The sequence below is a fragment of the Ralstonia sp. 1138 genome, from assembly GCF_040544795.1.
GTDB lineage: Bacteria > Pseudomonadota > Gammaproteobacteria > Burkholderiales > Burkholderiaceae > Ralstonia > Ralstonia flatus.
Map to the genome: position 1 here is coordinate 64,188 of NZ_JBEPKQ010000008.1, position 15,907 is coordinate 80,094.

General features: G+C 63.8%; 16 protein-coding genes. 13 read left to right on the forward strand and 3 right to left on the reverse strand.

Features of this window, described 5'->3' with window-relative positions:
* The 11 genes from ABIC76_RS24730 to ABIC76_RS24780 all read left to right on the forward strand — a co-directional run bounded on the left by ABIC76_RS24730 (position 1) and on the right by ABIC76_RS24780 (position 11,866).
* On the forward strand, positions 1-903 hold the full coding sequence (locus ABIC76_RS24730; protein ID WP_354535526.1) for an alpha/beta fold hydrolase: 903 nt from the start codon (positions 1-3) through the stop codon (positions 901-903).
* A gap of 12 nt (positions 904-915) precedes the next feature.
* Positions 916-1,743, forward strand: a complete 828-nt coding sequence (locus ABIC76_RS24735) for an IclR family transcriptional regulator (protein ID WP_004634814.1) — start codon at positions 916-918, stop codon at positions 1,741-1,743.
* Between the two features lie 2 nt (positions 1,744-1,745).
* On the forward strand, positions 1,746-2,549 hold the full coding sequence (locus ABIC76_RS24740) for an SDR family oxidoreductase (RefSeq protein WP_354535527.1): 804 nt from the start codon (positions 1,746-1,748) through the stop codon (positions 2,547-2,549).
* A complete protein-coding gene (locus ABIC76_RS24745) occupies positions 2,542-4,269 on the forward strand; it encodes a thiamine pyrophosphate-binding protein (protein WP_354535528.1) in 1,728 nt (575 codons plus the stop codon). The genes ABIC76_RS24740 and ABIC76_RS24745 overlap by 8 nt, the downstream gene beginning before the upstream one ends.
* A gap of 32 nt (positions 4,270-4,301) precedes the next feature.
* Complete coding sequence (locus ABIC76_RS24750) at positions 4,302-5,105, forward strand: aspartate dehydrogenase (protein WP_027680155.1); 804 nt, start codon at positions 4,302-4,304, stop codon at positions 5,103-5,105.
* A gap of 16 nt (positions 5,106-5,121) precedes the next feature.
* A complete protein-coding gene (locus tag ABIC76_RS24755; protein ID WP_354535529.1) occupies positions 5,122-6,624 on the forward strand; it encodes an aldehyde dehydrogenase in 1,503 nt (500 codons plus the stop codon).
* Between the two features lie 36 nt (positions 6,625-6,660).
* Positions 6,661-7,623, forward strand: coding sequence for a VOC family protein (locus ABIC76_RS24760; protein WP_102065171.1), 963 nt, complete (start codon positions 6,661-6,663; stop codon positions 7,621-7,623).
* 21 nt (positions 7,624-7,644) lie between these two features.
* Complete coding sequence (locus ABIC76_RS24765; RefSeq protein ID WP_316902190.1) at positions 7,645-8,595, forward strand: PDR/VanB family oxidoreductase; 951 nt, start codon at positions 7,645-7,647, stop codon at positions 8,593-8,595.
* Positions 8,596-8,772: 177 nt separating this feature from the next.
* Entirely contained in the window at positions 8,773-9,873 is a 1,101-nt protein-coding gene (locus ABIC76_RS24770) for a porin (RefSeq protein WP_102065169.1), read from the forward strand.
* Between the two features lie 71 nt (positions 9,874-9,944).
* On the forward strand, positions 9,945-11,348 hold the full coding sequence (locus ABIC76_RS24775) for an MFS transporter (RefSeq protein ID WP_102065168.1): 1,404 nt from the start codon (positions 9,945-9,947) through the stop codon (positions 11,346-11,348).
* A 395-nt stretch (positions 11,349-11,743) separates the two neighbouring features.
* On the forward strand, positions 11,744-11,866 hold the full coding sequence (locus ABIC76_RS24780) for a hypothetical protein (RefSeq protein ID WP_004634792.1): 123 nt from the start codon (positions 11,744-11,746) through the stop codon (positions 11,864-11,866).
* Here the strand turns inward: ABIC76_RS24780 and ABIC76_RS24785 are convergent, their stop codons facing one another.
* Together ABIC76_RS24785 and ABIC76_RS24790 are read right to left on the reverse strand one after the other, a co-directional pair.
* Positions 11,867-12,385, reverse strand: coding sequence for a cupin domain-containing protein (locus ABIC76_RS24785; protein ID WP_354535530.1), 519 nt, complete (start codon positions 12,383-12,385; stop codon positions 11,867-11,869). It lies immediately after the preceding gene.
* A gap of 17 nt (positions 12,386-12,402) precedes the next feature.
* A complete protein-coding gene (locus tag ABIC76_RS24790; protein ID WP_102065166.1) occupies positions 12,403-13,608 on the reverse strand; it encodes a sterol desaturase family protein in 1,206 nt (401 codons plus the stop codon).
* A gap of 299 nt (positions 13,609-13,907) precedes the next feature.
* On the opposite strand from ABIC76_RS24790, the gene ABIC76_RS24795 reads away from it, so the two are divergent.
* Both ABIC76_RS24795 and ABIC76_RS24800 read left to right on the forward strand, forming a co-directional pair.
* A complete protein-coding gene (locus ABIC76_RS24795) occupies positions 13,908-14,480 on the forward strand; it encodes a DUF4337 domain-containing protein (protein WP_027680163.1) in 573 nt (190 codons plus the stop codon).
* 122 nt (positions 14,481-14,602) lie between these two features.
* Positions 14,603-15,304 (forward strand): hypothetical protein, encoded by a 702-nt coding sequence (locus ABIC76_RS24800; RefSeq protein ID WP_354535532.1) that lies wholly within the window; start codon positions 14,603-14,605, stop codon positions 15,302-15,304.
* Between the two features lie 253 nt (positions 15,305-15,557).
* Here ABIC76_RS24800 and ABIC76_RS24805 read toward each other — a convergent pair.
* The coding region (locus ABIC76_RS24805) for a hypothetical protein (protein ID WP_354535531.1) at positions 15,558-15,907 on the reverse strand (350 nt) is incomplete at its 5' end.

The window sequence follows — 15,907 nt, forward strand, 5'->3', positions numbered from 1 at the left end:
ATGAGCGCGCAGGCTGTCATGTCTTCCCCTCCGTTCCGCGTTGCCGACGCGCTTGCCGTGCTCGGCGCAGGGTTTGCCGAACGCACCGTCGCCATCAACGCGCACGGCGACCGCATCGGCTATCGGCAATGGGGCGAGCGCGGGCCGGTGGTGGTGCTGTTGCACGGCATCAGCTCCAGCGCTGCGTCATGGCTGCCTTGCGCGCAGGTTCTTTCGCACAACATGCGCGTGCTGGCATGGGATGCGCCGGGTTACGGCAGTTCCACGCCGCCTGCAGACGTGGCACCGCGCGCCGCCGACTACGCGCTGCGGCTGCAGGCGTGGCTTGCCGCGCTGGATGTGACGCCCGATGCGATCGTCGGTCATTCGCTGGGCGCGCTGATGGCATCGGCGTATGTGGCCGCCGCGCCAGCGGCGATGCAGCCGAAGCGCCTGCTGCTTCTGAACCCCGCGCAGGGCTACGGCCAACCGGGGCAGCAAGAGACGTCCCGCAGCGTGCAGGCCCAGCGTCTTGCAACGCTCGATCAGCTTGGCATCGACGGCATGGCGGAATCGCGCCACGCGCATCTGCTGCGCCCGAATGCCACCGACGAAGAACGCGCCTGGGTGCGCTGGAACATGAAGCGCCTCAACGAAGGTGGTTATCGTCAGGCTGTGGCGATGCTGAGCGGCGACGACATCGGTGCCTATCTGAGCAAACGCCCCGCCTCCACACCCGCGCAGATCGCGTGCGGCGATGTCGACGGTATTACGCCGCCGCTGGGCTGCGAAGCGCTGGCGAAGACGTTCGATCTGCCGTTTGCGCTTGTGCCATCGGCCGGGCATGCCTCCTACATCGATGCGCCTGAAGCTGTTGCAGGCTGGATCGAACATGCGGTTCTCTCCCAATCCCAAAACGCCTAAGCGCCAAGACGTATGAGCAACGACCTCATCCCAGAAGACGTGCAGGAAAAGTACATCGTGCCGGGGCTCGAACGCGGCCTGCGCCTGCTGTGCGAGTTCAGCCACAAAGACCGTGTGCTGTCTGCGCCGGAACTGGCGCGCCGCCTGAAGGTGCCGCGCTCCACGGTGTTCCGCCTGCTGACCACACTTGAAGTGATGGGCTTCATCGAACGCGTTGACGGCGGCCGCGATTTCCGCCTCGGCATGGCGGTGCTGCGCCTGGGCTTTGAATATCTCGCCTCGCTGGAATTGACCGAGCTGGGCCGCCCGCTGCTCGATCGTCTGCGCGACGAGATTCATTACCCGTGCAACCTCGTCGTGCGCGATGGCCGCTCGATCGTCTACGTGGCGAAATCCGTCGCGCCCACCCCGTTCACCAGTTCGGTGAATGTCGGCACGCGCCTGCCGGCTCACGCCACGGTGCTGGGTCGTGTGCTGCTGGCCGATCTGTCGCTGGCTGAGCTGCGCCAGCTTTATCCGGAGCCGCAGCTGGAAGTGTTTTCCGCCAACACGCCGCGCACGGTGGAAGAGCTGTTCGAGATGGTCCAGCGCGACCGCGAACACGGCTACGTGCTGCAGGAAGGCTTCTTCGAAGCCAACATCTCGACGATTGCTGCACCGGTGCTGGACCGCGCCGGCAAGGTGGTGGCCGCGCTCGGCACGACGATTCCGTCGCCGCGCATCGAAGCGGCCCAGCTTGATCTGATGATCGACAAGGTGCGCGCCGCCGCAGGCGAGCTGTCTTACTTGCTGGACTACCGCCCCGCCGGCGGCAAGGTCGTCAACCTCTTCCGCGAATGACCATGCCGATGATCGACCTGACTGGCAAGACCGCCGTCGTGACGGGCGGCTCCTCCGGCATCGGCCTGGCCACCGTTGAACTGCTGCTCGAAGCCGGCGCTGGCGTGGCGCTGTGCGGGCGCAATGCCGAACGTCTCGCGCAAGCCGAACAAGGTCTGCGCAGCCGCTTCCCCAACGCCCGGCTGTTCGCTGCAACGTGCGACGTGCTCGACGCCGCGCAGATGGCAGCGTTTGCCGACGCCGTGGAGCAAGCGCTGGGCCCCGTCGACATGCTGGTCAACAACGCCGGCCAGGGCCGTGTCTCGACGTTTGCCGATACCGACGATGCCGCGTGGACGCAGGAGCTGCATCTCAAGTTCTTTTCCGTGATCCATCCGACGCGCGCTTTCCTGCCGCAACTCGAACGCTCCGCGCACGGCGCGATCGTCTGCGTGAATTCTCTGCTGGCGCAGCAGCCCGAGCCGCACATGGTGGCCACCTCTGCCGCGCGTGCGGGTGTGCTCAACCTCGTGCGCTCGATGGCGACCGAATTTGCACCGAAGGGCGTGCGCGTCAACGGCATCCTGATCGGCCTGGTGGAATCCGGCCAATGGCGACGCCGCTTTGACGCGCGTCCCGATGAAGATCGCCATCTCGACTGGGCAGCGTGGACGCGCCGCCTGGCCGCGCAAAAACACATTCCCCTTGGACGCCTGGGCCTGCCCGAAGAGGCTGCCCGCGCCATTCTGTTCCTTGCCTCGCCGTTGTCTTCGTACACCACGGGCAGCCACATCGATATCTCCGGAGGACACTCCCGTCATGCTTAAACGACAACAACAGGAACAACAGCTGGTCACGGTCGGCCACGCGATTGCCGCCTTCCTGGAGGCCTGCGAGGTCAAGGCCGCTTTCGGTGTCATCTCGATCCACAACATGCCCATCCTCGATGCGATGGGCGAGCGCGGCAAAATCCGCTTCATCATGGCGCGCGGTGAAGCCGGCGGCGCCAACATGGCCGACGCCTATGCCCGGACCACGGGCGGCCTGGGCGTCTGCCTGACCAGCACCGGCACCGCTGCCGGCAATGCGGCAGGCGCCATGGTCGAAGCCCTGACTGCCGGCACGCCGCTGCTGCACATCACGGGGCAGATCGAAACGCCGTACCTGGACCAGAGCCTCGCGTACATCCACGAAGCGCCGGACCAGCTCACGATGCTCAAGGCCGTCTCCAAGGCTGCCTTCCGCGTGCGCAGTGCCGACACGGCCATCAGCACGATGAAGCTGGCCGTGCAGACCGCGTTGACGGCCCCGGCCGGCCCGGTGAGCGTGGAAATTCCCATCGACATCCAGGCTGCGCTGATTCCCATGCCGGACGACCTGCGCCCGCTGCTGGTGCCGCAGCATGTGCCGTCGGCCCACGCGCTGGACGAACTGGCTGAACGTCTGTCGCGCGCGCGCCGTCCGATGCTGTGGCTGGGCGGCGGCGCCCGCCATGCTGCGAAGCAGGTCAAGCGCCTGATGGACCTCGGCTTTGGTGTGGTCACCAGCACGCAGGGCCGCGGCATCGTGCCGGAAGATGACCCCCGCTCGCTGGGCGCATTCAACCTGCACAAGCCGGTCGAAGCGTTCTACCAGACGTGCGATGCCATGGTCGTGGTCGGCTCGCGCCTGCGCGGTAACGAAACGCTCAAGTACGAACTGAAGCTGCCGCGTCCGCTGTACCGCATCGATGCGGATGCCTCGGCGGAAGGCCGTTGCTACGCCAGCGACTACTTCGTGTGCGGCGATTCGGCGCTTGCGCTGGATGGCCTGGCCGATCGGCTGGAAAAGAAGATGCAGATCGACGCGACATTCGCGGCAGACCTGCGGGCGGCACACGAGACGGCCGTAGGCGGGCTGATCGACGGCCTCGGTCCGTACGCCAAGCTGGTGGAGGCACTGCAAGCCGCCGTGGGGCGCGAATTCAACTGGGTGCGCGACGTGACCGTGTCGAACAGCACGTGGGGCAATCGGCAACTCCGCATCTTTGACTCGCGCGCCGGCGTACATGCGCTGGGCGGCGGCATCGGCCAAGGTTTGGCAATGGGCATTGGCGCGGCCATTGGTGCCGCTGCAACCGGATCGGGCAAGACCACGTTCTGCCTGGCCGGCGATGGCGGCTTCATCCTGAACCTGGGTGAATTGGCGACTGCGGTGCAGGAGCGCGCCAACCTTGTCATCGTGCTGATGAACGACAAGGGCTACGGCGTCATAAAAAACATCCAGGACGCGCAGTACGGCGGTCGCCGCCATTACGTGGATCTGCACACGCCGGACTACGCGGCGCTCGCCCAGTCGCTGCAACTGCGTCATCGCCGCGTCTCGGATCTGGCCGATGTGAGCAGCGCGCTGAGGGAGGCCACCAGCGGCGAGGGCCCGTTCCTGATGGAGATCGACATGCTCTCCATCGGCAGCTTCAAGACGATCTTTGCAGGCCCGCCGGTCAACCAGCAGGCCAAGGATGGCCAGGGCGAGCGCGCTGCCGAGCGCACGACGGTGGTGGCGTGAACCTGCAACCGAGCCAATTGAAGGAGCCGGACATGCTGCATGTATCGATGGTCGGGTGCGGAGCGATCGGGCAGGGCGTACTGGAATTGCTCAAGAGCGATCCGGATGTGTGCTTTGACGCCGTGATCGTGCCCGAGCACGCGATGGACAAGGCGCGCGAGGCCATCGCCCCGTTTGCGCCGAATGCGCGTGTCACGACGCATCTGTCGGCCGATGCGCATCCTGATCTGCTGGTCGAATGCGCTGGCCATGATGCGCTTGAAGAGCATGTGTTGCCGGCGTTGGAGCAGGGCATCGATTGCCTGGTCGTATCGGTGGGTGCGTTGTCGGAACCCGGCGTGGCCGAACGGCTGGAGGCTGCGGCCCGCCGTGGCAACGCGCAGGTGCAACTGCTGTCGGGCGCCATCGGCGCCATCGACGCACTGGCCGCTGCGCGCGTCGGCGGGTTGGATGCCGTGGTCTACACCGGCCGCAAGCCGCCGCGCGCCTGGAAGGACACGCCGGCCGAGCAGCAGTTCGACCTCGATGCGCTGCGCGAGCCGACGGTGATCTTCGAAGGCAATGCCCGTGAAGCTGCGCGTCTGTTTCCGAAGAATGCCAACGTGGCGGCCACGCTGTCATTGGCGGGCCTCGGTCTTGAGCACACGCATGTCAAGCTGCTGGCCGACCCAACGGTGGACGAGAACATCCATCACGTCGAAGCGCGCGGTGCCTTTGGCGGCTTCGAGCTGACGATGCGCGGCAAGCCGCTGGCGGCCAATCCCAAGACTTCTGCGCTGACGGTATTCAGCGTGGTGCGTGCGCTGGGCAACCGCGCGCACGCTGTTTCGATTTAAGCGAGGCCATTGCGCCATGACTGTTTCCAACCCGAACGCAACCGCAACGTCCGTGTTGCCCATCTGCATCGCCGGCGATTGGCGCCTCGGCACGGGCGAGCGCTATGCCACGCGCTACCCGGCCACGGGGGAAGTCGTTGCAGAACTCAATGCCGCCAGCGTCGCCGATGTGGAAGAGGCTGTGGCGGGCGCTTACCGCGCCTTCCTGTCCAGTGGCTGGGCGCAGCGCAAGCCGCACGAGCGCGCCGCTGTTCTGTACCGCGTAGCTGAGCTGATCCGCTCGCGCAGTGAAGCGTTGGCACAACGCCAGCGCCTGGATAACGGCAAGCCGATCAAGGAGACGCGCGCGCTGGTGGCAAGCGCCGCGGCCACGTTCCAGTTCTTCGGCGCCGCATGCGAGACGCTGGAAGAGTCGCTCACGCCCATGCGTGGCGATTGCTTGACGATGAGCGTGCATGAACCCATGGGCGTGGTGGCCGCCATCACGCCGTGGAATTCGCCGATTGCCAGTGAAGCGCAAAAGATGGCGCCCGCGCTGGCCGCGGGCAACGCCGTCGTCGTCAAACCTGCGGAAGTCACGCCGCTGATGGCGCTGGAACTTGCTGCCATCTGCGAAGAGGCGGGCGTGCCCAAGGGCATGATCAGCGTGCTGCCGGGCAAGGGCTCCGTGATTGGTGATGCGATCACGAAGCATCCGCTGGTGCGCCGTGTGTCGTTCACGGGTGGCACGAACACGGGCCGCCATATCGCGCACATTGCCGCCGACAAGATGATGCCGGTGTCGCTGGAACTCGGCGGCAAGTCGCCGACGATGGTGTTTGACGATGCCGACCTCGACCACGCCGTGAATGGTGTGCTGTACGGCATCTTCAGCTCGTCGGGCGAGTCGTGCATCGCCGGTTCGCGTCTGTTCGTCGCGCGTTCGCTGTACGAGCCGTTCATGGATCGCATCGCCGCTGCCGCAGCACGCCTGAGGGTCGGCAATCCGGCCGATGAATCGACGCAGATGGGCCCGCTGATCACCGACCGCCACCGCGAAACCATCGAGTCGTACGTCGCGATGGGCGTGGAAGACGGCGGGCACCTGCGCACGGGCGGTTTGCGCCCGGCCATCGCCGGCTGCGAGTCGGGCTATTTCTACACGCCGACCATCATCGAAGGGCTCACCAACAGCGCCCGCATCTGCCAGGAAGAAATCTTCGGCCCGGTGCTCGTCGCCATGCCGTTCGACGATGAAGACGAATTGATCGAACAGGCCAACGACAGCGTCTACGCATTGGCCGCCGGGATCTGGACGCGCGACTACAAGCGCGCCTGGCGCATCGGCCGCGCGGTGCAGGCCGGCAACGTGTGGATCAACACATACAAGCAGTTCTCGATTTCGACGCCGTTTGGCGGCTGGCGCGACAGCGGCCTGGGCCGCGAGAAGGGCCGCCTCGGCATCCTGCAGTACATGGAGCAGAAGAGCCTCTACTGGGGCTTGAATGAACAGCCGCTGGCCTGGGCCAACGCCAACTGAAGCTGAAACAAAACACCCAGACCACAGGAGATCAAGATGAACACGATTCGGGGCATCGACGAAATCGTCTACGGTGCCGACGACCTCGCTGCCTGCAAGCAGTTCTTCCTGGATTGGGGCCTCGCCCTGCAATCGGAAGACGCCAGCGGCCTGCTGTTCGAGACACTCAACGGCTGCCGCGTACGCGTCAAGCGCAGCGACGATGCCACGCTGCCGCCGGCCATGGAAGCCGGCCCGACGCTGCGCGAAGTGATCTGGGGCACCGATTCGCAGGCTGTGCTCGATCGCCTGGTCGACACGCTGGCTGACCAGCCCGGCTACGTCCACGCCAACGGCCGCGTCGGTTGCACGGACCCGAACGGCCTCGCCGTGCGCGTGCAGCTGTCCACCAAGCGCGACGTCGACGTGCAATGCGCCGCGATGAACACGTGGACGGACAAGCCGCGCCGCAATCAACCGAGCCCGATCTACGAGCGTGCGACGCCGATCGAAGTCGGCCACGTGGTCTTCTTCGTCAAGGACGTGGCGGCCACGGAGCGCTTCTATGTCGAGAAGCTCGGCTTTGTGCCGTCCGACCACTACCCGGGTCGCGGGGCGTTCCTGCGCTGCGAGCCCGAAGGCGGCCATCACGACCTGTTCCTGCTGCAGACGCCGCAGGCCAAGAGCGGCCTCAACCACGTGGCTTTCACCGTGCGCGACATCCATGAAGTGTTCGGTGGCGGCATGCATGTGTCGCGCTGTGGGTGGGATACGCAGCTGGGTCCGGGCCGTCATCCGATCTCGTCGGCGTACTTCTGGTACTTCAAGAATCCGGCTGGCGGCCTGATCGAGTACTACGCCGATGAAGACCAGCTCGACGCCGACTGGCAGCCGCGCGATTTCGAGCCCGGCCCGACCGTGTTTGCCGAATGGGCCATCGACGGTGGCATTGACGGCAATACACGTCGGCAGAAGAACGTCGCCGGCCCCGAAGGCAAGTTCCTGACGGAAAAGCGCTGAAACGTTGCAGAGAGACGTGCTATGAATTCCCCCCTCAACCTGCGCGTGCATGCCATGCGCTACGAAGCCCAGGGCATCGTGAGCGTGGAGCTGCGCGATGTCGACGGCAAGCCTTTGCCGGAGTACGCACCGGGCGCGCATATCGAACTGCATCTCGGCAACGGGCTGGTGCGCAGCTATTCACTGTGCGGCGCGCCAGAGGTGCGTGACCGTTACGTGGTCGGCGTGCTGCTCGACCGCAACAGCCGCGGCGGCTCGCGCTATGTGCACGAGCAGTTGCGCGTCGGTTCGACGCTCAAGATCGGCGGCCCGCGCAATCACTTCGAGCTGGACGAAACAGCGCCGCGCACCGTGCTGGTTGCAGGTGGCATCGGCGTGACGCCCATCGTCTGCATGGCGCGTCGCCTGGCCGAGCAAGGTAAGACGTTCTCAATGCTGTACTGCGCCCGCTCGCGTGCCGAAGCAGCCTTTGCCGATGAGCTGGCCGCCCATGGCGAAGCTGTGCGTTTTCACCTGGACGCAGAAGCCGGTGGGCCCCCCGATCTGAAAGCGCTGCTTGCAGGGCATCCGGCCGATACGCATTTCTATTGCTGCGGCCCCGGCCCGATGCTGCGGGCATTCGAGGCGGCCTGTGAGGCGCTGGGCTACACCAACGTCCATATCGAACGCTTTGCAGCCGACCCCGGTGTGGAATCGGTGCAGGAGGGCGAATACCAAGTCAAGCTCGCGCGCAACGGTGCTGAACTGTGTGTGCCGGCAGGCAAGTCGCTGCTCGACGCGCTGCTGGAGATTGGCGTCGAGGTCGAACACAGCTGCAAGGAAGGTGTGTGCGGCTCGTGCGAAACGCGCGTGCTCGAAGGCGAGCCCGACCACCGTGACAGCGTGCTTTCCAAGAGCGAGCGCGCATCCAACCAGACGATGATGGTTTGCGTATCCGGCTGTAAGGGCAAGCGCCTGGTGATCGATCTGTAAGCGCAGGATGGTTTAGGCGCCGGCCTGACCAGCCGCGCCGTCTTTTTTTTGCGCCCTGTTTTTCTTTTAAACGACGTTTCGCATACGAAACAAAGCAAGAACCACAACCAGCTCGTCCACCAAGACGGCGATAACAACTGGCGGGGCGGACACCTTGTCCAATGGAGGAAACTGCAAATGAAGACAACCTTGTTCGCCCTTGCGGCGATGAGCCTGGCCGGCACGGCGGCGGCCCAGAGCAACGTGACGCTGTACGGCAGCATTGATGAAGGCGTGGCCTACATCAACAGCCTCAAGAGCGGCGCGTCTAGCGGCTCGGCGCTGCGCATGGACCCCGGCACGATGCAGCCGGACCGTTTCGGCCTGCGCGGTTCGGAAGATCTCGGCGGCGGTACGCAGGCCATCTTCCAGTTGGAATCGGGCTTTCTGGGCGACACCGGCAGCAGCGTGGTTGCCGGCAAGCTGTTCAACCGCACGGCGTGGGTCGGCCTGACGAACGATCGCCTGGGCAACATCCAGCTTGGCCATCAGGCGGATTTCATGTTCGATTACCTCGGCCGCCTGAGCAACGGTTTCCAGCTCACCAACTTCTACCTGTTCCACCCCGGCAACTTCGACAACCTGGCCAACCAGTTCCAGATCGACAACGCTGTGCGTTACGTCTCGCCCATCTTCGGCGGGCTGCAATTGGGCGGCATGTACGGTTTTGGCGAGGTACCCGGTTCGCCATCGAAGAGCCGCAGTTACAGCCTCGGCGCGTACTACACCAATGGCGGTTTCCGAGCCGCCGCGGCCTATACGGCGTCCAACGACCGCGCGCTGGACATCGCGGGTCGATTAGGTATCACGAACACGCTCGGCACGACGCTCGTGCCCGGCGTGATGACGCCGATGAGTTCGGTCAAGTCGTTCGGTGCCGGCGCGCTGTATCAGTTCAGCGGCCTGCCGGTGCAGATTAACGCGGTCTATACGCAAACGCGCATCACGCTCGGCGGGGCCAACGCCCGCGCGCAGAACGTCGATCTGGGCACCGCGTGGCACTACAGCGCCGCCAATACGCTCAACGTGGGCTATACCTTCAGCAAGTACGAGGGCGCCCGCTGGAATCAGTTCAGCCTCGGCAACGTGTATGCGTTTTCCAAGCGCACGCAGGTCTACCTGCAAGGGACGTATCAGCGTGCGTCCGGCGATGCGCAGTCTGCTGCCATCAATGGCGTGGGTGTAGCGGCGCAGCGCAACCAGGTCGTTGTCAGCACCGGGGTGCACCACTCGTTCTGACGTCCTGACCCAACGCGCGCCGCTGGGCAGCGACCCGGTGGCGCATCAACTTCCTCCGGAAGGAGCTTCACATGAAGCCAGGTGTTTTGATTGATAGCGGAATTGACCACGATGCGTCGCGGGGTGCGATGAGCCTGGGCAAGATCGTTGCCCGCATCGAGCGGCTCAAGAGCAACGGCATGCACGTGCGGGCGCGTCTGCTGATCGGGTTGGCGACGTTCTTCGACGGCTTTGACGTCATCGTCATCGCGGCCACGCTGCCGCTGCTGATTGCGCAGTGGCATCTCACGCCGGCGCAGATTGCGTTTGTGATCGGTGCCCCCGGCATCGGCCAGTTGGTCGGCGCGTTGGTGTTTCCCATGCTCGCCGAGCGCTTCGGTCGCGTGCGCATGATCGGCTATAGCGCGGGCATCATCGGTTTGATGAGCCTGCTGTGCGGTGTGGCGCCCAGTTTTGCCGTGTTTGCAGCGCTGCGTATCGTGCAAGGCGTGGGCTTGGGCGGCGAGCTGCCCGTGGCGGCAACGTACATCAACGAAGTCACGCGCGCACATGGTCGCGGGCGCTTCGTGTTGCTCTACGAGGTGGTGTTCCCGATCGGCCTGCTGGTGTCCAACGCGTTGGGGGCATGGCTGGTGCCGCATTTCGGCTGGGAGGTGATGTACTTTCTCGGTGGCATTCCGCTCGTCCTGTTCTTTACGCTGCCCAAGGCCGTGCCGGAGTCTCCGCGCTGGCTGGCCACCAATGGCCGCATGGCTGAGGCGGACGCTGCGCAGGCTCGTTTTGAAGCCAAGGCGAAGGAGCCGCTGCCTCCGCTGGGCGATACCTCGGCCTTCGAGCAGATGTCACACCGCCACCCGAAGCGGGGCATGCGCGATCTGTTCGGCCCGGTGTACATCAAGCGCACGGTGGTCGTGGCCATGCTGTGGGCAACGTGCGGTTTCATCCAGTACGGTCTGTCGACATGGCTGCCGACGGTCTACAAGACGATCTATCACGCGCCGCTCCAACTGGCGTTGAATCTGGCGGCGCTGGCGTCGGTGCTGGGAGTAGTCGGTTCGTTGGTGTGCGCGATGATCGTCGACAAGGTTGGCCGCAAGCCCGTGATGGTGGTGTCGTTTGTGCTGTGCGGCGTCTCGCTGGCGCTGGCTGGGCTGCTGCACGAACAGTCGCTCTATGTGGTGGCAGGGTTGTGCTCGTTGGCGCTGGGGTTGATGGCGTGCGGCTTTATCACCGCCTATGTCTACACGCCGGAGCTGTACCCGACCAACATCCGCGCGATCGGCTGCGGCATGGGCGGCGCGTGGCTGAAGATTGCGGCGATCTTTTCGCCAATGCTGATCGGTTCGACCATCGGCTCGGGCAACGTCAGCAATGCGTTCCTGCTGCTGGCCTTGGTGCCCATCCTGGCGGCAATTACCATCCACTTCCTCGGCATCGAGACCAAGGGGAAAGTGCTGGAGCAGCTCGAGCTGTAAGCCGGAAGCGCTTGATGGTCACAAGACGGCGAGGGTAGCGCTCAGTAGGCGCGCCCTCGCCGTTTTTGCTTCAGCCGATGGTGTGCTCTGTCATCAGCTCCAGCGCGCACCATGGCGCGTAGTCCCGGGCCTTAGGCGCTTGGCGCGCACACATGGAAGCTGCTGCGGAGTGGCGATATCCGGCAGGGTGACCGGTCGGCCCCGGACTGTGCGCTCGGAGATGCATGAGAGATGCGCCCGGTGCGCGTTTGCGACGCGCGATGCCCTTGAGAAAGCGAGGTCTCGAAATAGCGGGCAAGAAGCGTCATTGCTCGTGCAATGACTTTGAAGACCCCTCTCATAGACTGAAAACGTGCCGATAAGAAGTCATCGGGCACGCCGAGATGGGAGGGAATATGTCCACCACAGCAGCCAACTGGATCGTTGTTCTGACATGTGCCTACATGGAATACAGCACATGGCGGGGCATGAGCGTCTACCGCCGCACGGTGGGCTATGAAAGCGTGGTGTGGTGCTGATCAGGCGCCGTGGGGCTTGGTCAGCAACCTGCGGACGAGATCGCCATGTGCCGAATACCTCGCCAGCAGCGCGTCGCCGTCAGCCAGTTCGAATTCGCTGAACTCGAACCCCGGCGCAACGGTGCAGCCGACGAGCGTGTACCCAAGCTCGCCCGGCACGCGCTCGGCTGCAAACCAGCGGCCAGCCGGCACCACCGCCTGGTACACCGCCGTCGCATCATCGGCCGCGTGGCCCAAATGATGCGTCTTCACCGTACCGTCTTCCTCCAACACATGCACATTGAGTGAGTCCCCCGCATGGAAGTGCCACAACTCGTCCGACTGGATCCGATGCCAGGCGGAATATGCATCATCCGCCAACAGGTAGTAGATGGCGGTGGCAGCCGCATGTTCGATGGGCGGGATGCCTCGCTGGACGCGTTCCTCGCTGCGATAGGTCTCGCGATAGAAGCCGCCTTCCGGGTGCGGTTCGAGACCGAGGCGGGCGATGAGGTTCTGGGCGGCGACGGCGAGCGGCATGATGGGAAACCTTCGACTCAGTTTTGCTGACGGCGGAACGGAAAGCGCTGCTGGTTGACGAACCCGTCGGGCATGTAGTCGCCCACCACGCCGTACTTCTCCGGGAAGGCCTTCTTCGATTTCACCGCGGTACCGAACAGGTAATCGATGAAGGCGAAATGCGCAGCGTAGTTCTTGTCGATCGCTTCGTCTTCCGATGAATGGTGCCAGTGGTGGAAATCCGGCGTCACGAAGATGTACTTCAACGGCCCCCACGGCAAGTGCACGTTGGCGTGATTGAACACCGCCTGGAAGCCCACGATGATGATGTAGACATCGACCACGGCCTTGTCGAAGCCCAGCACGAACAGCGGCCCCAGCACTGCCACCCGCGTGACGATCAGTTCAAGAATGTGCTGGCGAGAGCCGGCCAGCCAGTCCATCGTCTTCACGCTGTGATGCACGGCGTGGAAGCGCCAGAGGAACGGCACCTCGTGATACGCGCGGTGCGTGACGTACTCCATCAGATCGGCCACCAGCATGCAAAGCAGCAACTGCGGAATGAACCAGATGTGCTGCACCATCTGCTGGAAGTCTGCATGCACCATCCACCCGAACACACGGTGGATCAGGAAGTTCACCACCAGCAGCACCAGCCCCACGATGAAGTGGTTCACCGCAAAGTGGACCATGTCGGTCTGCCATTCGGGGCGGAACACCGGCTGCTTTTTATAGAGCGGGAACAGCTTCTCGAGCAGCACGAAAATCGCTGTCGAACCGAGCAGGTCGAGAATGAACCAGTCCATGCCGATATACGGCGTGTGATCCGGAAAATCACCTACCGGCACGCGCGAGCCGCCCAGCGCGACGGCAACCACCACGAACAGGAACGCCAGACCGTTCAGGCGACGGCGGTTATCCAGCACGATATTCGCCAGAGATAACCCGCCGGAAATCAACAGCGAGACAAACAGGATCTGCCGAATCACATCCACTGAATACGCGCGGCGTAATTCCGGCGTCGTCAGATACTGCGGGAAGTGAAAGGCCAGCACGCCCAGCAAGCACAGAAAGCCCAGCACCAGCGCCAGGATCGTGCCGATCATGCCCCGGCCGAACTTCAGGCCGCCATTGGCATGCAGCAGCGCATTGGCATCGCGGATCGTCGCGTCGGCCACGCGGACAATGGCGGGGTGATGTTCCTTTTCGGGCATTGGCGCCAAAGGCTGTTTAGACGCATCCATGGATCTGACTCGCAGTATTGTTTTGTTTTATTAACAATGCGATTGCCAATCGGGATTGGCCCTCATTCGCATTGCCGCGCGATTATACGGGCCGGTTTCACACATTCAATGCTGCTTTTTCCCGCGTAACAATCATCTGCGATTTGCCACGCTTTTCCGATAAGCGTGTGTGTATTCCGAATCCGGACCTGCAGCGTTGGATGCGCATCGCAGGGCGTTGCCTTTCCGTGCAAGGCCATGCATTGTGAGGCCCGCGCCTGACGGGCGCGCGACGATACAAGACAAAAAGGGGAGCAACCATGTCCGAAGGATTTCACGTTCACGGTGCGCACGATCATGCGCTCGAGCACGCAGCGGAAAGCGGCCACGCCGACAGCTTTGCCGGGCGAATCGCTGTCATGACGGCGATTCTGTCGACGGCCGGTGCCATCTTCGGTTACCAGGGCGGTGCAACGCAAAATGCCGCGCTGCTTGCCAAGAATGAAGCCGCCATTCATAAGACTGAGGCCGCCAACCGCTGGGCCTATTACCAAGCCAAGGGTCAGAAGCAGGCGATTGCCGAGCTGACCGCCCAACTTCCCGGTACCGATCAGGCCGCTGCCAAGCGCGACGCCCAGCGCTACGCCGCCGAGAAGGAAGACATCCGTCGCCAGGCCGAAGACCAAGAGCGTCTTGCCAAAGAAGCCGACGAGGCCAGCGAGCTTGCCGTCCACCATCACCACCGATGGGCGCAAGCGGTGGCCGCCATCCAGGTGTCGATCGCCCTGGCGGCCATCACCTTGCTTTCTCGCCGGCGCTGGATGCAGGTGCTTTCGTACGGCGTTGGCGCTGTCGGCGGTGTCGTCGCCGTGCTGGCGCTGCTTCACATCTGACCGGTTGGTGCGCTGCTCACTGGCGGTTGCGAGGCAACATACCCAGCCGCCAGAATGGCGCGCTTGAAGGGGGCATCCCGCCCCCATGAATCAGGAATGAACAGATGACACGTGGAATGTGGATGCGGCGCACATTGATGATCGCAGGCTTGTTGGGCAGCGCATGGGCCATGGCGGCCGGCCCGGCCGTCGAGCCGGGCGAGTACGTCTACATCCTGGGCGGCAGCGCGAGCGGCACGATGACGGTCAAGGGCAGCAGCTTCAACATCACGACGATTGGCGGCAACTGCCATACGTGCGCGATCGAAGGCACATTCCGTGGCCGCGTTGGCGTCGACAAGGATGAAGGCACGTGCCGCATCGCCGTGTCAGGTAACAAGGATGCGCTCAAGCTGGATTCCTCCGCCACCGCCGAGGCCTGCCGAGGTTTCTGCGGCATGCGCGCCATGTTTGATGGCGACTACCGCCGCGCGCCCGCCGCCTGCACCGACCGCCAGCGCCAAGCCCGCATCGGCCAGGCCCACAAGCAATATGGCGCCAAGGACTACGACGCAGCACGCACAACGCTGCGTTCGCTGCTTTCCGAGTGCGATCCCTTCATGGACTGGATCGAGCGCGACAAGGCCCGCAGTGATCTCGCGGTGACTGAATACCATCGCGGTGACAACGCCCAGTGTTTGGCTGTGTTGTCCGAAACGACTGCCGTGAAGGCGCAGAAAGACACATCGCTGAGCCTGCCGCCGTGCGACGCGGACAATTACGCGTCCACCAGCAAGGCCATCCTCTACAACCAGAAGCTGTGCCAGTCGGCGGGCAAACATTGATGCCAACCGCATCTCTATAAGTAACGAGGCGACGGGCGACGGGCGACGGGCGACGGGCGACGGGCGACGGGCGACGGGCGACGGGCGACGGGCGACGGGCTGGCCCAATCTGTGTCGCAGACTGGGCGGTCGCGGCGTTCGCCGGCGTCTCCACCCTGCCATGACGCAGGGCCCCCATGGCGATGCAGGCCGGTGATCAACAAGATTTTTGCGAGTGACTCACAAAAGTGCTTGCCAGCCGCGCGTCCTCACATTAGTATTCGCCCCTCGCTGCAAAACACAGCGCCGAAACGCAAGTGGCGGTGGTGGGGTTGAGTGGTGGAGAAGCAGGTGTGGAGCGGGTTTGCGGTCGATCGGGTGGTTGGCGGTCGGTGGTGGACTGGGTGGTAGTTGGCAGCGAGTTGACGGATAAAAATTCTTCGGCGAGTTGTTGACAGCGACGAAAAAGCTCTGCATAATCTCGTTTCTCTGCTGCAGACAACGCAGCGACGCGGTGAACAAAGTTGACCGCGAAGTTCTTTAACAAGCAAACAGCCGATAAGTGTGGGCGCTTAATACTGGATGCGGCGGATTTCGATCCGCTAGCTAACAAGTAATGAAGTG